Annotated in this window: 17 protein-coding genes; 15 read left to right on the top strand and 2 right to left on the bottom strand. The window is 28.3% G+C overall.

Translation table 11 applies throughout. The features are described from left to right. Positions 1-90 precede the first annotated feature (90 nt). Genes sstT through AVBRAN12654_RS02630 form a run of 3 tightly spaced genes read left to right on the top strand, consistent with a single transcriptional unit; the run spans position 91 to position 5,028 of the window. Entirely contained in the window at positions 91-1,320 is a 1,230-nt protein-coding gene (gene sstT / locus AVBRAN12654_RS02640) for a serine/threonine transporter SstT (RefSeq protein WP_214149693.1), read from the top strand. 1 nt (position 1,321) lies between these two features. Then, a complete protein-coding gene (locus AVBRAN12654_RS02635; protein WP_336613882.1) occupies positions 1,322-3,019 on the top strand; it encodes a M3 family oligoendopeptidase in 1,698 nt (565 codons plus the stop codon). Then, positions 3,016-5,028 (top strand): ATP-dependent helicase, encoded by a 2,013-nt coding sequence (locus tag AVBRAN12654_RS02630; protein ID WP_336608405.1) that lies wholly within the window; start codon positions 3,016-3,018, stop codon positions 5,026-5,028. The genes AVBRAN12654_RS02635 and AVBRAN12654_RS02630 overlap by 4 nt, the downstream gene beginning before the upstream one ends. Positions 5,029-5,052: 24 nt before the next feature. Here the strand turns inward: AVBRAN12654_RS02630 and AVBRAN12654_RS02625 are convergent, their stop codons facing one another. Then, complete coding sequence (locus tag AVBRAN12654_RS02625; RefSeq protein ID WP_336613881.1) at positions 5,053-6,252, bottom strand: tRNA guanosine(34) transglycosylase Tgt; 1,200 nt, start codon at positions 6,250-6,252, stop codon at positions 5,053-5,055. Between the two features lie 30 nt (positions 6,253-6,282). On the opposite strand from AVBRAN12654_RS02625, the gene AVBRAN12654_RS02620 reads away from it, so the two are divergent. The 12 genes from AVBRAN12654_RS02620 (at position 6,283) to flhB (ending at position 21,733) form a co-directional block, all read left to right on the top strand. Beyond that, the gene (locus AVBRAN12654_RS02620; RefSeq protein ID WP_336613880.1) at positions 6,283-7,662 is read left to right on the top strand and encodes a TrkA C-terminal domain-containing protein; all 1,380 of its coding nucleotides are present in this window, start codon (positions 6,283-6,285) and stop codon (positions 7,660-7,662) included. 147 nt (positions 7,663-7,809) lie between these two features. After that, positions 7,810-9,171, top strand: a complete 1,362-nt coding sequence (gene gdhA / locus AVBRAN12654_RS02615; RefSeq protein WP_214117397.1) for an NADP-specific glutamate dehydrogenase — start codon at positions 7,810-7,812, stop codon at positions 9,169-9,171. A 96-nt stretch (positions 9,172-9,267) separates the two neighbouring features. Beyond that, entirely contained in the window at positions 9,268-11,535 is a 2,268-nt protein-coding gene (gene bamA / locus AVBRAN12654_RS02610) for an outer membrane protein assembly factor BamA (RefSeq protein ID WP_336613879.1), read from the top strand. Positions 11,536-11,544: 9 nt separating this feature from the next. After that, entirely contained in the window at positions 11,545-12,378 is an 834-nt protein-coding gene (accD, locus tag AVBRAN12654_RS02605; RefSeq protein ID WP_214117399.1) for an acetyl-CoA carboxylase, carboxyltransferase subunit beta, read from the top strand. Next, positions 12,375-12,827, top strand: coding sequence for a 23S rRNA (pseudouridine(1915)-N(3))-methyltransferase RlmH (locus AVBRAN12654_RS02600; RefSeq protein ID WP_214117400.1), 453 nt, complete (start codon positions 12,375-12,377; stop codon positions 12,825-12,827). The genes accD and AVBRAN12654_RS02600 overlap by 4 nt, the downstream gene beginning before the upstream one ends. 9 nt (positions 12,828-12,836) lie before the next feature. After that, positions 12,837-13,847 (top strand): hypothetical protein, encoded by a 1,011-nt coding sequence (locus tag AVBRAN12654_RS02595; protein WP_336613878.1) that lies wholly within the window; start codon positions 12,837-12,839, stop codon positions 13,845-13,847. Beyond that, the gene (locus AVBRAN12654_RS02590; RefSeq protein ID WP_214117402.1) at positions 13,825-14,760 is read left to right on the top strand and encodes a tRNA dihydrouridine synthase; all 936 of its coding nucleotides are present in this window, start codon (positions 13,825-13,827) and stop codon (positions 14,758-14,760) included. Before AVBRAN12654_RS02595 ends, AVBRAN12654_RS02590 begins: the two co-directional genes overlap by 23 nt. Further along, the gene (locus tag AVBRAN12654_RS02585; protein ID WP_336612629.1) at positions 14,744-16,930 is read left to right on the top strand and encodes an endonuclease MutS2; all 2,187 of its coding nucleotides are present in this window, start codon (positions 14,744-14,746) and stop codon (positions 16,928-16,930) included. The genes AVBRAN12654_RS02590 and AVBRAN12654_RS02585 overlap by 17 nt, the downstream gene beginning before the upstream one ends. Before the next feature lie 8 nt (positions 16,931-16,938). After that, positions 16,939-18,741 (top strand): EAL domain-containing protein, encoded by a 1,803-nt coding sequence (locus AVBRAN12654_RS02580; RefSeq protein ID WP_336613877.1) that lies wholly within the window; start codon positions 16,939-16,941, stop codon positions 18,739-18,741. Then, on the top strand, positions 18,734-19,858 hold the full coding sequence (gene dapE / locus AVBRAN12654_RS02575; RefSeq protein ID WP_336613876.1) for a succinyl-diaminopimelate desuccinylase: 1,125 nt from the start codon (positions 18,734-18,736) through the stop codon (positions 19,856-19,858). The genes AVBRAN12654_RS02580 and dapE overlap by 8 nt, the downstream gene beginning before the upstream one ends. Then, positions 19,848-20,678: a carboxylating nicotinate-nucleotide diphosphorylase gene (gene nadC, locus AVBRAN12654_RS02570; protein ID WP_239803008.1), complete on the top strand. Its 831-nt coding sequence runs from the start codon at positions 19,848-19,850 to the stop codon at positions 20,676-20,678. The genes dapE and nadC overlap by 11 nt, the downstream gene beginning before the upstream one ends. Further along, positions 20,678-21,733: a flagellar biosynthesis protein FlhB gene (flhB, locus tag AVBRAN12654_RS02565; protein WP_336613907.1), complete on the top strand. Its 1,056-nt coding sequence runs from the start codon at positions 20,678-20,680 to the stop codon at positions 21,731-21,733. Before nadC ends, flhB begins: the two co-directional genes overlap by 1 nt. Positions 21,734-21,847: 114 nt before the next feature. Here the strand turns inward: flhB and AVBRAN12654_RS02560 are convergent. Next, positions 21,848-23,588: SulP family inorganic anion transporter (locus tag AVBRAN12654_RS02560; RefSeq protein WP_336613875.1), on the bottom strand; the 1,741-nt coding region annotated here is incomplete at its 5' end.

The following is a 23,588-nucleotide window of genomic DNA, read 5'->3' as shown; positions in this document are numbered from 1 at the left end:
TTAATAATTAAATTTTGCCTAATTTTAGCCTTTATAGTTAATGTTTTGTAAGAGAGATTTGCTATATTTTTGCCTTTTTAAGGAGATATTATGAGCGTCTTAAGTTCAATGATTAAAAGATATAAAAGTACTAATTTAATTATAAAAATTATGATTGGTATTGTTGTAGGTGTTTTTGTTGGAATTTGTATTCCTAGTTTTACTGATTATACTTCTTTATTAGGAGATTTTTTTATAGGTGCTCTAAAAGCAATTGCTCCGATATTAGTATTTATTTTAGTTCTTAGTGCAATCTCTACTAGAGAATATGGAAATGGAACTAAAAAAATAAAACAAGTAATAATTTTATATTTAATAGGAACTTTCTTAGCTTCTGTTTGTGGTGTTGTTGCTAGCTTTTTATTTCCTACAAAACTTATATTAGAAATACCAAATAATATTGATTTAACCCCGCCAAGTAGTGTTGCTATGGTATTTAAAGATTTATTATTTAAAATGATAGAAAATCCAGTAAGTGCATTAGCTAATGGAAATTATATTGGAATTTTAACTTGGGCTATAGCTGCTGGAATTGCACTTAAAACTTGCTCAAAAGAAGTAAAAAAAGTATTTATAGATATTAATGAAGGCACTATTAAAATTGTTGCTTTCATAGTTCGTCTAGCTCCTATTGGTATTTTTGGTCTAGTAAGCACAAGTGTTGCTAAAACTGGTGTAGAAACTTTAGCTGATTATGTTTTATTACTATTAGTATTAGTTGGGACTATGCTATTTGTAACATTTATAATCAATCCATTAATAGTATTTGTAGTTACTAAGAAAAATCCTTATCCATTAGTTTGGGTTTGTATAAAACACTCTGCAATTTATGCGTTTTTTACAAGAAGTTCAGCTGCAAATATTCCTGTAAATATGGCACTATGTTCAAAAATTAATGTTGATAAAGAATTATATGGAGTATCAATTCCACTAGGTGCTACAATTAATATGGCTGGAGCTGCTGTTACTATTTCTGTTTTAGCACTTGCTGCAGTTCATACATTAGGACTTAATATTACTTTTACAAACGCTATACTACTTAGCTTTTTAGCTGCATTTGCTGCTTGTGGAGCTAGTGGGGTTGCTGGTGGCTCACTTTTACTTGTTCCTTTAGCGTGTTCATTATTTGGGATAAATGATGATATTGCTATGCAAGTAGTTGGGGTTGGCTTTATAATTGGAGTTATTCAAGATAGTGTTGAAACCGCTTTAAATAGCTCTACTGATGTGCTATTTTCTGCAATTTGTTCTGATACTAAAATAGATTTAAGTAGGGTATAAAATGGAATGGGATTTAAGCATAATTTATAAAAACAAAGAAGAGTTATATAAAATTTTAAAAGATTTAGAAAATCAAGCAAACGATTTTGCTTTAAAATACGAAAATAATTTAAAAAATGAAAAAGAATTTGAAAATATAATTTCAAAATTAGAAAGCATTTATAATGAGTTAAGCCGTGCCGGAGCTTATGCGTATTTACATTTTGCAAAAGATAGTGCAAATGGAGCGTTTTTACAAGAAATAAGCACAATTTGCACTAATATTGAAAGTAAATTGGTGTTTTTTGAAATTGAGTTTTGCGAATTAGAAAACGCAAAAGAAATTGCAAATAATTGTAAAAAATATTCATATATGCTAAATAATTGGCTAAAAGCTAAAAAATATCAATTAAGCAAAAGCAACGAGCAAGTATTTATGAAAATGAATATAAATGGTAAAGAAGCATTTTCAAGATTATTTGATGAATACTTAAGTAATATTACCTTTAAACTTGATTTAAAAAAAATCAGCGAAGAAGAACTATTAAGCAAACTTTATAGCCCTGATAGAGCTTTAAGAAAAAGAGCAGCCGATGCGCTTACAAAAGGACTTAAGAAAAATATAAAAACTCTATGTTTTATTTTTAATATGATTAAGAATAATCACTTAAGTGAATGTGAGCTAAGGGGCTATGAAAATCCTATGCAAGCAAGGAATTTGAGTAATCAAATTGAAGATGAAAGTGTAAAAAGCCTAATAAAAGCAGCCGAAAATAATTATCATTTAGTAGAAAATTATTACAATAAAAAGCGTGAAATTCTAGGTCTTAAAGAATTAAAAGACTATGATAGATACGCTCCACTTTATGATGATATTAGCAATGATTGGGATTTTGAGAAATCTTGTAAAGTTGTAAAAGATACTTTTAATAAATTTAGCCCAAAATTTGCTGAACTTATGCAAAAAGCACTTGATAATAAAGCTCTTGATGTATATCCTGCTAAAAATAAGCGTAGTGGAGCATTTAGCTATGGCATAAATCCTCAACCATTTGTAATGCTAAATCATACAAATAATAGAAGAGATTTATTCACTTTAGCACACGAATTAGGGCATTTAATCCATCAAAGTCTAGCAGGAGAAAATCTAGGGTATTTTAATGCAAATACTCCGCTAACTACAGCTGAAACTGCTAGTGTTTTTGCTGAAATGCTAGTTTATGACGCTATTAAAGATACGCTTAGCCCTAAGGATAAAAAAGCACTTTTGGCAAGTAAAATTGAAGATATATTCGCAACATTTTTTAGACAAATTAATTTTACAAATTATGAAATCGCTCTACATAATCACGAAGGTGAATTAAGTGTTGATGAGTTTTGCGACTTATGGTTAGCTGAAGGGCAAAAAATGTTTGGTAGTAGCGTAAAACTACGCAAAAAATACAAATATTGGTTTAGCTATATCCCACATTTTATTCATTCGCCGTTTTACTGCTACGCGTATTCTTACGCACAATTATTAGTTTTAGCATTATTTGGGCTTTATAAGAGTGGAAAATGTGCTAATTTCGTAGAGCTTTATACAGAATTTTTAGCAAGTGGTGGAAGTCGCTCTCCGGCTGAATTGGTAGGACTTTTTGGACTTGATTTAAATAGTGATAAGTTTTGGCAATTAGGAATTAATGAAATTGCTAAAATGGTTAAGGAATTTTGCGAATGAATTATTTAGATAGACTAAATCCTGCTCAAAAACAAGCCGCTACATTTGTAGATGGAAGTTTATTAATCTTAGCTGGTGCTGGAACTGGCAAAACTCAAACAATGATTAGCAGATTAGTCTATTTAATAAGTGAAGTTGGAATTAGCCCTGAATCAATTTTAAGCCTTACATTTACAAATAAAGCTGCAGCTTCAATGAAAGAAAGAGCTATAAAAATGCTAAATGAAATAGGCTATAGTAATAATTTACCAATTTTAAGCACATTTCATAGCTTTGGAATGGAGTTTTTAAGTGAATATATAGAATTATTAGATGGAAGAAGAAGAAAAAATTATAGACTAATTGATACTGATGATAAAAAGGCTATGATTAAAGAATTTGTTTTAGAAAAAATTAGAAAAACTGATATAAATTTTTTAAGTAAGGATAAAAAAGATAAAGAAATCTTAAAAGATGAAAAAGAGTTTTTAAGAAATAAAACCAACGAAGCTATGGCTTATATAGATAGGGTTAAAAATACCTTAGAATTTGAATTAGAAAATGAAAATCACGAAATATATTTAGATTATGAAAAAACTTTAGAATACAATAATTTAATAGATTTTGATGATTTAATAATTCTTCCACACGATATTTTAAAAAACAATCCAACAACAGCTACAAAAATTAGTAATCAATATTCATACATAATGGTAGATGAGTATCAAGATACTAATTTAGCTCAATTAAAATTATTAAAATTATTATGTAAAGCTCATCAAAATATCGTTGTAGTTGGAGATGATGATCAAAGTATTTACTCATTTCGCCACGCAAGAATACAAAATATATTAGGATTTTCTGATGATTTTCAAGACGCAAAAATCATTAAATTAGAAGAAAATTATAGAAGCACAAAAACCATATTAAATCACGCAAATAGCTTAATAGCAAACAATAAAACAAGATATGGAAAAGAGCTATTTACAAATAATGAATTTGATATAGATATTACTAAATTAGAAAATTATTATGAAGTAATTTACGAGATTAAAAGTCTTATAGAAAAAGGCGTAAAACACAATGAAATCTGTGTTTTATATAGAATGAATATGAGCGGAAATTTCATTGAGCCTAGATTAATTAGTGAGAATATACCTTATAAAGTTATTGGTTCTGTTCCGTTTTTTGAAAGAGCGGAAATTAAATTACTCATAAATTATCTAAGACTTTATGTGGATTTTAACGATAACTTAGCCTTTAAAAAAATCATCAATATGCCTAAAAGAAAATTTGGCGAAAAAGCCTTAGAAAAATTAGAGAATTTATCTAAAAAACCATCTTTATTTGAAAGTTTAAAAGATAATTTAGATAGTTTTAAAAATATTGAAATTAAAGAATTTATAGAGCTTTATACTACAACTCAAGATAAATTCGCTTTATTTTTAAATAAATTAGCTTCTCTTGAAGTTCACAATTTATTTGATAATCCAAAATCAAGAGCTGAAAACTGCTCGGTATTTTTTGATATTATCAAAAGAGAATGCGGCTTTAATGCTGATATTGCTAAGCTTACTAATTTTTTAAATAAAATCATCTTACAAGAACAAATAATAAAAGAAAATAATAACGCAATTAATCTTATGACTATTCACGCTAGTAAAGGATTAGAATTTGAATATGTATTTTTAATTGATTGTGATGGTGGCAAAATGCCTTGCACTTTTATGGGCATTTTTGATATTGAAGAAGAGCGAAGATTAGCTTATGTAGCGATGACAAGGGCAAAACATAAATTCTATTTACAATATGATTATACAAATCCAAGTATTTTTGTAAATGAAATTATGTATAAAAATACTAGCAATACTACTATAAATAATTCTACTAATGAATTTAAAGTAGGAAATGTAGTAAATCATAAATTATTTGGTAGTGGAAAAATACTTGCCATTGAAGGCAATTTAATTAGCGTAAATTTTCAAGGAAAAATTAGAAAGCTCAATAAAGACTTTCTAAGTTTAGCTTAAATAATATTAGTATTTAAACTAATATTATTTATAAATCTCTTTAAAATTCTTATAAAAATTAGCAAAAGTTTTATTAGCTATATTTTCTCTAATCTCACTCATTAAATTTAAATAATAATGCAAATTATGAAGACTTGCTAAGCGAAAAAATGTAATCTCTCCAGCTTTAAACAAATGATGAATATAAGCACGGCTGTAATTTCTACAAGTATAACAAGAGCAGTTTTTATCAATTGGCTCATTATCATCTTTCATAAAACTAGCCTTTATATTTATTTTGCCAAAACTTGTAAATAATGTGCCATTTCTAGCATTTCTAGTAGGCATAACACAATCAAACATATCAACCCCACGAGCGACATTTTCTACCAAATCAAGCGGAGTTCCAACCCCCATTAAATATCTTGGGCGATTTTGTGGCATTTGTGGGGCTAGTTTTTCTACCGTTTCATACATTAATTCATTTGGCTCTCCAACGCTTAACCCACCAATTGCAAGTCCATCAAAATAATATTCATTTTCAGCATCTAAAATACCTTTTAAACACTCACTTCTTAGCGTATGATTAGTCCCACCTTGAACGATAGCAAAGATATTTTGCTCTCTTTTTAATTCATTTGTATAAAGCTTTTTAAACTCGCTTTTATAAAGCTCTTTTGAATATTTTTGAAGCAAGGTAATTTCATCTGTATTTTGAAATTCTTTTTTCATCTCAAGCGAGAGTTTAGCCCAATAAATAGTGCGTTTAATACTTGCTTTAATTCTTTCTTCACTAGCAGGTAAAGCACATAAATCATCTAAAACCATACAAATATCACTATTTAATAAATACTCTGTTTTTAAAACACTTGCAGGTGTAAAATGATGTAAGCTCCCATCAATGTGGCTTTTAAAGGTAATTCCATCATCACTATGTTTTGTATTTTTACTTAGTGAAAAGGCTTGAAATCCACCACTATCAGTTAGAAAGCTTCCATTAAATTTAGTAAAATTATGTAGCCCGCCGTGTCTAGCTATCAAATCAGCACCTGGTCTTAAATAAGTATGATAAGTATTTGCTAGGATTATTTTTGCTCCTAGTCCTTGCATATCAGTTGCATCTAGGGCTTTTACGCAGCCTTGAGTTCCTACTGGCATAAAACAAGGAGTATTAAATTCCCCGTGAGCTGTGCTTACTTTACCAAGCCTAGCATTATTATCTGTTGAATATAAATCAAATTTCATTATAATTTTCCTTTATAAAATGGAGTTGTTATGAAAAAAATATTAGTTTTAGCTAAGGTTTGTGTTGCAAATCACTTCTTAAAAGAACTTGCAAAGTTTAAGGATAGCACAAAAGAATATATAATCGTTTGCCAAGATGATATTAATTTTAAGCATAGTTTTACTCATATTAAAATTGACCCTACAAATGCTGCAAGACTTAAAAATTATGTAAATAATAATCTTGAACTTGTATATTTATTATTTGATAATGATTTAGATACAAGGCTTGCTTATGATGCTATAAGACTTATTGATAAAAGAGTAAGAATTGTAGTATTATCAAACAATAAAGAATACGAAAATGATAGCTTTTGCACCCTTATTAATCAAGAAGAAATGACTACAAATCATTTGATAGATATTTTGCCAAATATGCCAATGATAGCAAGAGATATTGGGCTTGGAATTGGCGAGATTATGCAAGTATTTGTTCCTGTTGGCTCAATTTATGCAAACAAACATATAAATGCAATTGCACAAGAATTTTATAAAATCGCGTTAATTTATAGAGATAATGAAATAATTTTACCAAAACCCGATACTCAAATTCTAGCAAATGATGAGCTAGTTTTAGTAGGTGATCCAAATATTTTAAATCTAATGTTTTCAAGGATTAAAGGTCAGGTAGGACAATTTCCTAGCCCTTATGGAGATAGTATTTGCGTTGTAATTGATATGAAAATTGATGAAAATATAGACAATTTAATCAATACAGCACTTTTATTACACGCTAAATCTAATAGTTCAAGACTAATTTTTTATGTAGTAAATCCTACAATAAATAAAGACCTAGAAAAATTAAAGAAATTAAAAAGAAAGACAATAATAGTCCATATTAAATATGAAGATATATCGGTAAATAATGTAGTTTTAGAGTTTTGTAATATGTATTCTGGACTATTTATTACAAGTAAAGAAATTTTTAAAAAAAATATAGCAACTTTTTATGATAGTTCTATGCCTGTTTTAAAAATAGGAACAATAGATTTTGCAAAGCTAAATACTATAGCTTGCATAGGTTCAGGCTCTCTTAGAGTGGAGAATTTAACATCTACTTTATTAGATATTTCTTTAATACTTAATTTAAATGCAAAAATGATGTATTTTGATAATGCAAATCCTGTAAGTGATGATTTAATAGAGCATATAAATATGCAATCACAATTTTTTAATAAGAATTTAGAATTAGTAGAATACAAAAGCAAAAACCCATTATTAGAGCTAAAATTTAATCCATATATAATACATTGTTTAGGATTTGAAAAGCATATAATCAAAACGAATACTTTAAAATATTTATCTAATGATTTTTCAAAACTTTACGAAATACTAGATGATAATTATCAATTATTCATACCAATAGTTTAAAACTTCTAGGAATTTAAATCATTTTAAATTCCTAAAAATTAATCGCAAATTTTTATTAATTTTTTTCATACATTTTTCTTCAAAAATTTTTATCATAAATTTAATTTTTTTTGTATAATATTTTTTTTATTTTTTAAAGGAGAAAAAATGAGTGCAAAATCTTATGTAAATGAAACACTTGAATTAATCAAAACTTATTCATCTAGACAACCTATATTCTTACAATGTGCAACTGAAGTTTTAAAATCAGTTACACCATTACTAGAAAGCAACAAGCAATACGAACAACACGCAGTATTACAAAGACTAGTAATGCCAGAAAGAACAATTATTTTTAGAGTTGTATATATTGATGATAGCGGTAAAGCTCAAACACATTTTGGCTACAGAGTTCAATTTTCTAGTGCTCTTGGACCTTATAAAGGTGGTTTAAGATTTCACCCTACGGTAAATCTTGACATTTTAAAATTCTTAGCATTTGAGCAAATCTTTAAAAACTCTTTAACAGGACTTTATATAGGCGGCGGTAAAGGTGGGGCTAATTTTGACCCTAAAGGCAAAAGCGATGCTGAAATAATGAGATTTTGCCAAGCATTTATGAGCGAACTTAGCAAACACATAGGCTATTCAACCGATGTTCCTGCTGGAGATATTGGTGTTGGTGCTAGAGAGCTTGGATATATGTTTGGAGCTTATAAAAAAATTACTTCTAAATTTGATGGAACTTTAACAGGTAAAAAAATTAGCTGGGGCGGTTCATTAGTTAGAAAAGAAGCTACAGGATATGGAACGGTTTATTTCTCAAAAGAATTACTAAAAGAAAAAGGCGAAGGCTTTGAAGGAAAAACTTGCGTAGTTTCAGGTAGTGGAAATGTGGCTATTTATACTATTGAAAAACTTTATGAATACGGAGCAAAAGTTGTTGCAGTAAGCGATAGCGATGGCTATGTTTATGATAAAGATGGAATTGACTTAGACCTTTTAAAAGAAATTAAAGAAAACTTAAGACTTCGTGTAAGTGATTATGCTAACCGCAAAAAAGGTGCAGTTTTTGTATCTAAAGTAAATTATGAAAAAGGAACAAATGGAATTTGGAGTATTCCTTGTGATTATGCTTTCCCTTGTGCAACACAAAACGAACTTAGCTTAATAGATGCGAAAAACTTATATAAAAATGGCTGTAAATTAATCGCTGAAGGTGCTAATATGCCTTGCACACTTGATGCACAAAAATTTATTTTAGAAAACAAAATATATTATGCACCAGCAAAAGCAGCAAATGCTGGTGGTGTAGCTACAAGTGCGCTTGAAATGCAACAAAATGCAAATATGACTTCTTGGACATTTAACGAAGTTGATGAAAAATTACATAAGATTATGAAAGATATTTACGCTAGAACTGCAAATACTGCTAAAGAATTTGGATTTGAACACAATTTATTAGCAGGAGCAAATATTGCAGGCTTTAAAAAAGTTGCAGATGCTATGATAGACCAAGGCTATATTTAAGCCGAAAAGCCCTATTTTTAGGGCTTTTTTTACAAACTTAATATTAACTTTCTTTTATTATTATTCTTTCTTCAAAATCAAAAAATCAGGTTAAATATGAAAAAAATTATATATGTAAGTGCTATTAGTTCTTTGATTTATGCAAATACAATAAGTGATATTGAATTTAAAGGTTTATATCACTTGTCAAAAGAACAAGCCTTAAAGGCTGTGGATTTAAAAATTAATGATGAAGTTAATATATATAAGATAAATGATGCGGTTAAAAACCTTTTTTCTTATGGATATTTTGATGATATTTATGTTGATGAAAATAATGGAAGGCTAATATTTAATGTTGTAGAAAAACAATTCATTGCAAAAGTAAATATCAAAGGAACTTCAAGTAATGATAAAAAGCAAATAGAATCGTTTTTAAGTATTAAAAAAGGCGAAGCTTATAATGATAGAAAAATAGAAGAAGCAAAAGAAAAAATAATTCTATACTACCAATCTCGTGGATTTTATGATAGTGTAGTTGAAGTTGATACTCAAGAGCTTGAAAATAATGCTGTTGTATTAAATTTCAACATAAATAGAGGCGAAATCATAACAATTAAAAAAGTTAATTTAATAGGTGCTAAAAAATTAGACTATAGTGATTTTGACCCTGTAATAGCAAATAAAGAAAAAGAACTATTAGGTTGGTTTTGGGGATTTAATGATGGTAAATTATACTCAACCGAACTACCAAACGACCCTGCTAGAATTAAAGATGAATATATGAAAAAAGGCTATCTTGATGCTAATGTATCAAATCCTTATTTAGAAGCTAATATGCAAACTTACAAAGCAGAATTAACCTATTATATAAGCGAAGGCAAACGTTATAAAATAGAAGAAATCACAATAGAAAACCCACTAGAAAATGAAGTGAAATTTAACTTAAGTGATTTAAGAAGCAAAAAAGGAAAATATATTAATTCAGAAAAAATTCGTTCTGATATAGAATTAATTAAAACCAAATTCCAAGATAAAGGATATGCTTTAGCAGAGGTTTATCCTGATATTGCTAAAAATGATGCTGATGGAGTTGTAAAAATTTATTTTAGAGTTAATCTAGGCAATAAATACAATATTGGTAAAGTAATAATTAAAGGCAATGATAAATCTTTAGATAAAGTAGTAAGAAGAGAATTATTCTTAACCGAAGGAATGCAATTTAACAAAACAGATTTAAATGATAGCATTATAGCACTTAGAAAAACCGGTTATTTTGAAGAAGTAAATATCACTCCAAAACCAAGCTTTACGGGAGATATTGATTTATTAGTAGATGTAAAAGAAAAATCAACAGGCTCAATTACTGGTGGTGTTGGTTATAGCACATCTGATGGATTCTTAATTAACGCATCTGTTAGCGATAGGAATATCTTAGGTAGCGGAATGTATGGTGGGATTAATTTAGAAAAATCAGATAAAGATGTAACTGGTAAAATATTTTTAAATAATCCTAGGATATTTGATTCTAAATACTCAACAGGCTTTGATATATATAGCTACAAAAGAGATTGGGATACTTATGAAGAATACAATAATGGTTTAGAACTTAGCATTGGTAGAGAATTAGCTAGATTTTGGGGAATTGGAGCTATTTATAATTACGAGCAAAGTGATTTAAGAAAAGCAACTATTGAAATGATTGCAAGTGGTGAAAAATTAGGCAAATCAAGAAAATCAGCTATAACTCCATATTTATATTTTGATAATACTGATGATTTTTACTTACCAAGAAGTGGTATTTATAGTAGAGCAGCATTTACTTATGCAGGGCTTGGGGGAGACCAAAAATATAAAAAATTTGCCTTTGATTTTAAATATTATAAAGGTTTAAAAGAAGATTTTGACACCGATTTAATTTTTAGATTTAGAACATCATTTAATAAATTATTTAATTATAAAGATACACCAATTAACTCAAGATTATATCTTGGTGGTTTAAGAAGTGTTAGAGGATATGAAAGTGATAGCATAACTCCAAGGGGTATTGGATATTATGATACAAATACTCATACTAAAGTAGATAAATTAGGAAACGGAGTTATTGCTTATCCTTACGATAAAGGTGGAGCGATTTCACTTAATTCTAGTGTAGAAATCAATTTCCCATTAATTAATAAATTAAAACTTCGTGGTTCAATTTTTTATGATTATGGTATGATAGGCGAAAAAAAATTAAATGAGATTAAAAGACAAAGTGCAGGAATTAGTCTTGATTGGAGCACACCAATGGGACCATTAGTGTTTGTATTCTCAAAACCTATTGATAAAAAATCAGGGGATAAAACAAATACATTTGAATTTAGCATAGGAAGTCAATTTTAGGAGATAAGAATGAGTTTTGCAGATATTTTTAAAATTAGAAGAACACAATCAAAGCCAAATGAAGCACCAAATCACTGGGTAAAATGTGATAATTGTCATGCTTTAATGTATTATAAAGAAGTTGCAAGTTGCTTTAATGTATGCCCTAAGTGTGGCTTACATATGAAAATAAGCCCTAATGAAAGAATAGAAATGCTAGTTGATGAAGGAAGTTTTATTGAATATGATAAAACTTTAAGAGCTAATGACCCATTAAAATTCGTAGATTCAAAAAGCTATAAAAAACGCTTAAACGAAAGCGAAGAAAAAACAGGCAGAACAAGTGCAGTAATTTCAGGAGAATGCAAAATCGGTGGAATTGGCGTTCAATTATGTGTGTTTGACTTTTCTTTTATGGGTGGTTCGCTAGGAAGTGTTGAAGGCGAAAAAATCGTTCGTGCAGTTCAACGCGCTATGCAAAAAAAAGAAGGACTTATAATAATTAGCGCAAGTGGTGGTGCTAGAATGCAAGAGAGCACATATTCACTTATGCAAATGGCTAAAACATCAGCTGCATTAAAATTACTTGCTAGAGAAAGACTTCCTTATATATCAATTCTAACTAACCCTACTTTTGGTGGAGTATCAGCGTCTTTTGCTTGGCTTGGAGATATTGTAATTGCTGAACCTATGGCACAAATTGGCTTTGCTGGTGCTAGAGTTATTAAGCAGACTATAGGAGCTGATTTACCTGAAGGATTTCAAAGTGCTGAGTTTTTATTAGAGCATGGACTTATTGATTCTATTGTTCCAAGAGCCAATCAGCGTGAATTTTTAAGTGATTTTTTACGATATTTTAAATGAATATAAATATTTATTTTATTCAAAAAAAATTAGAAAAATTAAGCGAATTTGAAAATAGATTTATAAAATTAATAAATCAATTTTCAAAACTTAATCTAAATAATGTATTTTCAAAACAAATCGCAAAAGCACAAGATTTAGGCTCAAATGAAGCTAGAATAGAATATGCAAAAGCTTATATGCCTTATAAAAAAACTTTTAGTATAGCTTTAAGTGAAAGGGGCAAGAGCATTGATAGTATTGAGTTTGCTAAGTTATTGCAAGATAAAAATGAGATTAATTTTTTTGTAGGTGGAGCTTTTGGATTTAATGATGAGTTTTTAAATGAATGTGATTATGTATTGAGTTTTTCAAAACTTACATTTTCACACGAAATTGCAAGGATTGTATTGTTAGAGCAAATTTATAGGGGTTTTTGTATAAATTCAAATCACCCTTATCATAAGTAAAGGATTGTTATGAAAATTAGAAATTTTTTAATTTATTCTATTTTATATTTAATGTTAATTGGACTTATTATTGTTGTATTTTTTAATGATTTATTTAACTCTACAAGAGTAATTAATTTAGGAATTTTCAATTTTCAAAAAACATTTGAATTTGATAGCTTTACTTGGGTTTGTATGCCACTTGTTATATATGTTATATTTGCATTACTTTATTTTTATTTTTCATTTATTTCTTTTCATTTTTCAACAAAAAGACTTATTAAAGATGGTAAAAAATTTGAAATGTTTTTAGAAGATTTAGTTTTAGATAAAAAGAATATTTACAAGTTTAAAACAAAAGAATTTCAAGACGCTAGTGAATTAGTAAAATCACTTTATTACAATCAAGCAGGAACAAGTGCTGATAAATTAAATAATGCAATAGCTATAAAAGCAATGGTTGAAAATGGAGAAATCTGTGATTTAAAACCATTTAAACTATCTAAAGACAATACAATTTATTTAAAAAACGAAGCAAATAAAGCTAAAAATGATTTAAATTACGCTTATAACTTACTAAAAAATCAAGAAGAAATTCAAGATGAAATCAGCCTAAGTGCTTACAATAATCTAATTTTAAACGGCATTTATGCAAATATTAAAACACTAAAAATTCAAAAAAGCAAAGAAGATATTAAAATCCTTTTAAATAGATTTGCTAATGATGATTTAAGTCTTAGCAATGCTGAATTAGAAGTTTTAATTTTTAATGATAATTTTGAAGAAGGCGAATATTTAGATTTTGCAAAAGAATTATTTGCAAAAATTGAGCCAAATAGCCTAAAAGCAATCTTTTTAAAACTAAAAAATGAAAAAGATAACGCATTTAGAGCGTATTTATATATACTTGCAAAACTTGCATTATTTGATGAATTAATAGAAGAAATTTATGGTAGCGAAGCTGATTTAGAAGATTTTAAATTAATTGTATTTTTAAAAGAACAAGGTAAAACTTACGATGTTGATAAACTTATTTGCTAATTCTAAGCCCTTATTTCTAGCACCAATGGCAGGTCTTAGTGATCTTGCCTTTAGAAGACTTGTTAAAAGATTTGATTGTGATGTAACAATTAGCGAAATGATTAGTTCAAACGCTCTTGTTTATGAGAGTGAAAAATCTTTAACTATGTTAGAAAAAGATAAAAGCGAAAGACCTTTCATAGCTCAAATTGCAGGTTCAAATAAAGAAATTATAAAAAAAGCAGTTGAGATTATAAATAAAGAAGAAAACATTCACGGGATTGATTTTAATTGTGGCTGTCCTGTAAATAAAGTTATTAAGCAAAATGCAGGTTCAGCACTACTTAAAGACTTAGATAATCTAAAATCACTCCTAGATATTATAAAAACCAATAATAAAGTAGGCACAACAAGTGTTAAAATAAGACTTGGTTTTAATGAGTGCGAAATAGAAAAAATAATAAATGCTTTAAACGAATTAGAGCTAGATTTTATAAGTATTCACGGAAGAACTAGAGCAGGAATGTATAGTGCTAAGGTAGATTATAATGCTATAAAACTAGCAAAATCTTTAGCAAAAACCAAAATAATTGCAAACGGCGATATATCTTATGAAAATCATCAAATGGTATTAGAACAAACCAATGCTGATGGGCTTATGATAGGAAGAAATGCTGTTGGAAATCCTTGGATTTTTTCTCAAATTAAGGGTAAATTTAATGAAATTAATAAAAGCGAAATCATACTTACACATTTTGAATTTATGTGTGATTTATACAAAGATTATGCTTGTTCATTGTTTAGAAAACACTTGCACGAATATTCAAAAGGCTTAGCAAATGCGAGTGAATTTAGAAATGAAGTAAATAAAATTAATGAGCCTAAAATTATGCTAAATACGATAAAAGAGTTTTTTGATGCTACAAATTATTAAAAACCTTGATTTAGTTGAATATTTAGATGAATTATTTGCTTTATTTGCTAGAAATAAACCTTTATTTATTGAAGGGGATACTAATTTACACCTAGCAAGAATTAATGAATTATGCGAATATGAATTAAAAGAATTAAAAAGCGTAAAAGATTTAAGCAAAGCATTAAATCATCTTAGTAAAAAAGGCATTTTACACCTTGATGAGATAGAAGAATTTGTAAAGATTTTAAATTATTTTAAATACTTATTTCAAATTCCGTTTTCAAATTCTTTTAAAAAATACCTTGAAAAAATAATAATCCCAAATGAAATTGAAAATATATTAAAATATTTTAAAGACGATGTATTTGATGAAGAAAAAGACGAGCTTTTACAAAGTATAAAAATCAAAATCAAAGAATTAAACCAAAGCATAAATCAAAATCTAAGAAGCCTGTTAAACTCAAAATCACTTGAAAGCTATTTAATAGATACTCAAATACATTTTATATCAAATACTGAATGCTTATTAGTTAGGGGCGGATTTGCTAAAGTGCTTGATGCTAGTATTGTTGCAAGAAGTAGTGGTGGTGGATTTTATGTAGAACCTAGCAGTATTTTAAACTACAAACAAGGCATAAAAAGATTAGAAAATGAAGCCGATGCTAAAAGATTTGAATACGCAAAACAATTTAGTGAAATTTTATCTAAGCATTTATTGTTTTTAAAGTTTATAAATAAAGAATTTGATTTAATAGATAGCTATATTGCAAGGGTTAATTTTGCTAAAAAGAAGGATTTAAACTTCATAACTCCAAGTAATGATGATAAAATTATCTTAAGTGAGTTTTGCCACCCTGCTTTAAATAATCCAAAACCTGTTAGCGTAGAGTTTAAAGAGCAAGTTTTATTAATAACAGGTGTAAATGCGGGTGGAAAATCAATGCTACTTAAAAGCATTTTAGCTGCTAGTTTTATGACAAAATATCTAGTTCCTATGAGAATTAATGCAAACAAATCTCACATAAGCACTTTTAAAGAATATATAAGCATTATTGAAGACCCACAAATGGCTAAAAATGATATTTCTACTTTTGCAGGAAGAATGTTAGCATTTGCTAAAATGAATGGTAAGAAAAATTTCTTATTAGGGGTTGATGAGATTGAGCTAGGAACTGATTTTGAAGAAGCGAGTTCATTATTTTTTACCCTAATTTGTGAGTTGAAAAAACACGGAAAACTAATAATCACAACCCATCACAAACGCTTAGCAATGCTACTTGCTAAAGAAGATAAAGTAGAATTATTAGCAGCTTTATATGATATTAAAAATGAGCGTCCTAAATATGAGTTTTTAGCGGGAATTGTAGGCAAATCATACGCATACGAGACGGCTTTAAGATATGGAATAAGTGCTAGTTTGGTTGAACTTGCTAGAAAAAGCTCTAGCGAAGCTGAGCAAAATATAAATGAAATGCTAAATAAAAACCTAGAACTTGATGCAAAACTTAAAATGCTAATTGCAAACAACGAAAAAAAAGAAAATAAATTAAACAATCTCTTAGAAAGCCTAAAAGATAAAGAAAATAAATTAATTGAAGAATACAAAAAACGCAAAAATGAATTAGAAAATGAATATTTTAAAGCAATAAATGCAGCTAAAAAAACTCTTGATTTTTCTGATTTAAAAGATAAACAAAGACAAATTAATGCAGCAAATATATTAAAGCAGCAAATAAAACCAGAAAGTGTTAAAAGAGAAGAATTTAAAATAGGAGATTTTGTAAAATACGAAAAAATTAAAGGCAAAATCATAGCTTTAAATAAAAATATAGCAACCGTGCAAACTGATATGCTACAATTAAAACTTGATATTTCAATGTTAAAAAGAAGTGGCGAAACTCCTAAATCAAATTCTAGCAAAGTAACTTATGAAAAAAGTGTAAGTAATGCTAGCACTAAATTAGATTTGCATGGATTAAGAAGCGAAGAAGCTATTGAATTATTAGATAAATTTATTTCAGACGCACTAATAATTGGATTTGATGAGATTATCGTATATCACGGCATTGGAACAGGTCGCTTAGCTTATGCTGTGAAAGAATATTTAAAAACTAATAGGAGTATAAAAAGCTTTTGTGATGCACCTGCAAATGCTGGTGGATTTGGGGCTAAAATTATAAGATTGTAGGTTGAAAAATGGAAAACAAGGATTTTAAAAAAATAAAAAATATTTTATATTTATTAATTGGTGTTTTTGTTCTACTTAATTTTTATCTTTTTATGGATTCTAGAAATTATGTTAGATTATTTACAGAAAGCTACTTACATTCATTAGTAAATAAAGAAGAATTTAAATCTTCTAAAATATTAAGCGAATTTATCGTTCAAGACAATAAAATTATCTCAAAAAATGATAATAGTCCTAAATTAAGTGAATTAGAAATTAAAGAATTAGTAAAAAATAATAGTTTTTACGAAGCTATAAAAGTAGATAAAAATCAATTTGACATAAGATATTATGAATTAATTAATGGGGCTTATTATGGCTTTAATAACCAATTTTACCTTACAAATTCTAGATTTTACCAATTTTACATACCTGTGCTTTTAAATATTTGTTTTTTTATTTTAATTTATAACTTATATAAACAAAAAAATCATATCTCAGCACAATATCAAAGAAGTATTAGCACATACACTAAAAGAATAGAAAAACTTGAAATTGAAGCAAGTATAGACCCACTAACTCAACTAAAAAATAAAAGAAGCTTGGAAAAATCAATCGTTCTTATGAAAAATCCAAAATTATTATTAGTTGATATTGATGAGTTTAAAAAAATTAATGATTATTTTGACGCTAATACTGCTGATGATTTATTAAAACATATTGCTTTAATTATGAGCGATTTTGCTGATGAAAACCACTTAGAAGTCTATAAGCTTGATGGAGATTTGTTTGCGCTTTTAGAAGATAATATTGAAGATGAACAAAGGTATGAAGAATTAGTAACAGAGCTTATGCAAGAGCTTAAAAATAAAGATTTAACAATAGAATATAATCACCAAATAGCTAGCATAGTTCTAACACTTACAATGGGACTTTGTTTAGAAAATGAAAATACACTTAAAAAAGCATTTATTGCACTAAAAAGAGCAAAAAGAGATAATAAGAATTTCGTTTGTTATTCTAAATTTATAGATGAAGAAAAAGAATATTTCCATCAACTAAGCACAGCAAAATCAATTCAAAGTGCAATAGCAAAAGATGAAATCTTACCTTTTTTCCAACCTATTTTTGATAAAGATAAAAACATTACTAAATTTGAATCTTTAGTAAGAATTGTCAAAAAAACTCCTGAAGGAACCGATGTAATCACTCCAGGTGCTTTTTTAGCAGTTTCAATTAAAATGAAGCAATACGAAATCATTGAAAATTTCATAATAGAAAAAGTTGTTCAAACTTTAGTTGAAAACCAAGACATTGTTTTATGCGTAAATCTTGGCGGAAGGGATATGATTGATAGTGCTAAAAATAATAAATTCATAAATCTTTTAAGAAGAACAGGGGTTGCTAATCGCTTAATTATTGAAGTATTAGAAGATGAAAATATTTCACAAAATGAAAAAATAAAAGACTTTTTAAAAAGAATAAAAGAATTAGGCTGCAAAATAGCAATAGATGATTTTGGTAGTGGATTTAGTAATTTTTCATATTTATTAGAATTAATGCCTGATTATATTAAAATAGATGGAAGTATTATAGAAAAAATTACAAAAGATGAAAAAAGTGAAAAAATAGTCAAAACTATAGTTTTATTCTCAAAATCTCTAGGTATTAAGACCGTTGCAGAATTTGTAAGTACAGAAGAAATATTTAAAAAATGTATTGAAATTGGTGTTGATGAATTTCAAGGATTTTATTTAGGAAAACCAAGTCCAACTTTTACTCAAGAAGAAATTGATTTAGACTTTTATCATTTAAAGGAAAAAAATGCTTAAAAAATTATTTATAGACCTTTTAAAAGAAGCTAGTGTTACTCCTGATGCTAAGAATTGTTATAAAATTACAAGTGAGTTTTTATCTAATTTTGATAATGAAATCCTAGCTATAAATAATACTACAAATCAAATTCTAAGCAAAGAATTTAACAAAGTTGGTTTGCATATTTGTTTTTGCGGACATATTGATGTAGTTCCTAGTGGAAATGGCTGGGAAAGTGAGCCATTTTTACCAATTATAAAAGATGATTTAATAATAGCGCGTGGCACTCAAGATATGAAAAGTGGCGTTGCAGCATTTTTGTATGCAATTAAAGAATTTAGCAAAAACAATATTAAAAATATAAGAAAAATCAGCATTGTTTTAACAAGTGATGAAGAAGGAGATGGTAAAGATGGAGTTATCAAGGTTTTAGAAGAATTAGACAAAAGAAATGATTTGCCTAATATGTGCATAGTTGCCGAGCCAACTTGCGAAAAAAACTTCGGTGATAGCATAAAAGTTGGTCGTAGGGGTAGCATTCACGCAAACATAAAAATATTAGGAACTCAAGGTCATGCAGCCTATCCATCAAAATGCAAAAATCCCGTTCATTTAGGGGCTTCGTTTTTAGCTAAAATTTCAGGATTTGATTTAGATAAAGGCAATGAGTTTTTTGAACCAAGTAAAATAGTAATTACTAATTTAAGTGCAGGAATTGGTGCATCAAATGTAACTCCTAGTGAGTTTAAAATTATGCTAAATGTTAGAAATTCTCCACTTACAAGTAAGCAAGATTTAGAAGATTTTTTAAGAGAAAATTTAAAGAATTTAGATTATGAATTAGAAATCAAACAAAGTTCAGAGCCGTTTTATACAGACGCTAATTCAATACTTGTAAAAACTCTTAAAAAAGCTTTAGAGAATCAAGGTATTTTCAATACTAGCTTAAACACAAAAGGCGGCACTAGTGATGCAAGATTATTCGCAAAATACGGCGTTTTAGTCTGTGAATTAGGCGTGGTAAATGATAAAATCCACGCAGCAAATGAAAGTGTGCCTTTTAGTGAAGTTGTAGCTTTAAGCAATACATTTTTAGAGTTTTTAAACTTAATGGAGGCAAATAATGTTAATTAATAGCGAAATTGAACTTATTAAAAAAGAATTAAATGATGATTTAGGTAGGGGAGATTTATTCTCACAACTTGAAAATAATGAAATAATAAAAGCAAATCTTAAGGCTAAAAGTGATGGAGTTTTTGCGGGAGAGCCTTATTTTAAAGAGATTTGTAAAATGCAAAATATTGAATATGAATTATTTATAAAAGATGGACAGAGCTTTAAAAAAGGCGATATTTTAGCAAAATTTAAAACCTTAAAAACTACTTTATTAATGAGTGAGCGAACCATACTTAATTTTATTCAACACGCATCAGGGATTGCTACAAAAGTTGCTTCAATGAAAGCTTTAATAAAAGATTATAATGTAGCTTTACTTGATACTAGAAAGACAAGACCTGGATTAAGAGTGTTTGAAAAATACGCAATTCGTTGTGGTGGTGGGCAAAATCATCGTTTAGGTTTAGATGATTGTATTATGCTAAAAGATACTCATTTGCTTGGGGTAAAGGATTTAAAATCTTTTATAAAAGAGCTAAAAAGCAAAATCCCATATTACACTCCAATTGAAATTGAGTGCGATACAATTGAACAAGTAAAGGCTGCTTTAGAAGCTAATGTAAATGCGATTTTACTTGATAATATGAGCCCTAGTGAGTGTGCTAATATAGTAAAATTAAGAGATAGTTTAGGCATTAAAGTTATCTTAGAAGCTAGTGGGGATATTAACGAAAACACCATAGTTGAATATGCTAAAAGCGGAGTTGATGTAGTAAGTTCAGGCTCAAATATTTATAAGGCTACTTGGGTTGATTTTTCTATAAGACTTGGTGAATAATTATGGCTGATGATGCAGAAAAGACAGAAGAACCCACAGATAAAAAGATAGAAGACGCCAGAAAAGAAGGAAATGTCGCTAAAAGTCAAGACGTAGCAGCACTTATAACTCTTTGCGTTGGTTTTGGCTTTGCTTTATTTTGGGTTTATTTTCTGCACGAAAGAATTACGGCTTTATACATTTATTATCAGAGTTTAATAGGTAGCGAAATTGATAATAAATTGCTTTATAAAATAGGTATTAAAACCCTTTTAGAGCTTACATTAATGGTATTACCACTTGCTATTGCAATTGCTATTGCTGGAATTATTGCAAATGTTATGCAAATAGGCTTTAATTTCACACTCAAACCCATAATGCCTAATTTTGGCAAAATCAATCCAATCAAGGGCATTAAAAATATAATTTCAATGAAAAAGCTAATAGAATTAGTAAAAATAATTCTAAAAGTTAGCGTTATTTTTGGCATTGTTGGATATTTTATATATAGCTTTTTGCCAGGACTTAGTCATTTAGCAATTTTGCCACTCATTAAGCAAATGGAGTGGTTAAGAGATAAAATCATAATCCTTTTTGCAGCCGTTATTTGCTCATTTTTAGTATTTGGAATACTTGATATTTTTATAGTTCGTTTTCAGTATTTTAAAGGGCTTAGAATGAGTAAGCAAGAGATTAAAGATGAATACAAGCAAATGGAAGGAGATCCGCAAGTAAAGGCAAAAATCAGACAAATTCAAATGCAAGCAGCAAGAAATCGTATGATGCAAGATGTCCCTAATGCTGATGTGGTAATTACCAACCCAACTCATTACTCAATCGCAATTGCTTATGATAAGACAAAGCATAAAGCCCCTGTGGTATTAGCAAAAGGAGTTGATAATATCGCTTTTAAAATCCGTGAAATAGCACAAAAACACGATATTCCAATATATGAGCAAAGAGAATTAGCAAGATCACTTTATAAGATTTGTGAAGTAGGAGATGAAATCCCTGTAGAATTATATAAGGCAACGGCTGAAGTCTTAGGCGTAATTGCTAGAATGAGTAGAAGATAATTTAAATTCTTTTTAAGCACAATACAAAATATAAGCACCAAAAATCTTCATAAAATCAAAAAAATAATATCGCCAAATATAATTTTGAAAAATACTTTTAAATAGTTTTAATAGCTATTTAATAGTCATTTCAACGCTCCAATAAAAATTATCTACTCCAATAGCTTCAACAATACCGCTTCTTTTCATAATTTCTTTAATATCAGGAGAAACTCCTGCAATAAATACGGGAATTTTTCGCTTTTTAATGGCTTCTATTACTTCAAGAAAGGCACTTGCTCCTGAAATATCCATATAAGTTGTCCCACGCATAGAAAATATAATCGCTGTTTTATAATTTATTCTGCTAGTTAATTCTAAAATTTTATCCGTATTAGAAAATATAATAGCTCCCATTATATAAATTACTTCAGCTTGTTTTATATGTTGTGGTAAAGGAGAATTTAAATCAGTAAATTTCTCACTATCAAAATAATCAAATTTAATTTTTAAGTTTGAAATCTGAACCATTAAAAGCATTAAAGATAAAATCACGCCTATTAAAATTGCAATTGTTAAATCAAAAATAATAGTTGCTAACATAGTTGCAAAAAACTGAACTAAAGCACCTTTAAATCTATTTTTAAAAAAATATTTAATAGTATGCCACTCATTCATTCTAAATGCAGTTACAAATAAAATTCCAGCTAACGCACTAAGTGGAATTAAACTCATAATCGGTGCTAAAACAAGCATAGATACCAATAAAATTATAGAATGAAATATACCAGTAAGCCTAGTAACAGCACCAGACTTAATAGCCACGCTAGTTCTAGCAATAGCAGCAGTCGCAGGAACTCCACCGCAAAAAGGAACTAAAATATTGCCTAAGCCTTGAGCTATTAATTCTCTATCGCATTTAAGTCTAACACCAACCATTCTACCACCACTTGCACCACATAACAAGCTCTCTATCATACCCAATAAAGCAATACTTATTGCAGGAGTTATCAACTCTTTTAAGTGCAAAATATCAAAATCACTAAAAGCAAACCTATCATCTAAGATTATGTTAGTAGGAATTACCCCTATTCTTTGAATATCTAATGAAAAAATTATACTTATTAATGTAGCGACTATCAGTGCAATTAATGAAGCAGGAGCGTATTTTTGATATTTTTTAGGATAAGCTAACATAAAAACTACTACGAAAATACATATAAAAACTGAAATATAATTAATATCTAAATCCATTTTAAAATAATTTATTGTTTTTTCCAACGTTGTAATTCCACTAGCTTTAACACCTAATAAATTATCAATTTGACCTAAGGCAATAATAACAGCAATTCCTGAAGTAAAACCTGTAATTACAGGCATAGGAATAAATGCAATCACTCTACCAAAATGAAATAATCCTGCAAAAATTAATAATAATCCAGCCATCAAAGTAGCCACAAAAACACCTGTTAGTCCATATTGAGTAGTTATGGCAATTAAAATAGCAGCCATTGCACCGGTTGGACCTGATATTTGATAATAAGCTCCACCAAATAACGATATTACAAACCCAGCTAAAATAGCAGTAATAAGTCCTGAAGCTGCACTTGCCCCACTACTAACACCAAATGCAAGCGCTAAAGGCAGAGCAACAGCAGCAACCGTAGCACCAGCCATTAAATCTTGTAATAATTTCATCTTGTTATATTCGGTAAATTCTAGTCTTAAATCTTGAAAATAGCTTTTCATCAAAAAATTCCTTAGGTATATTTTGTTAATCATATCAATGATTGTTTTAAAACTAGCTTTTAATACAAAATCGCAATTTCTAATTATTCTATTAATACTATGTATAAATACTATACCCCCCCCCAAC

The sequence above is a fragment of the Campylobacter sp. RM12654 genome, assembly GCF_020137585.1.
GTDB lineage: Bacteria > Campylobacterota > Campylobacteria > Campylobacterales > Campylobacteraceae > Campylobacter_E.
The sequence above is the reverse complement of the archived record's forward strand: the minus strand, read 5'-3'. Positions and strand labels throughout refer to the sequence as shown.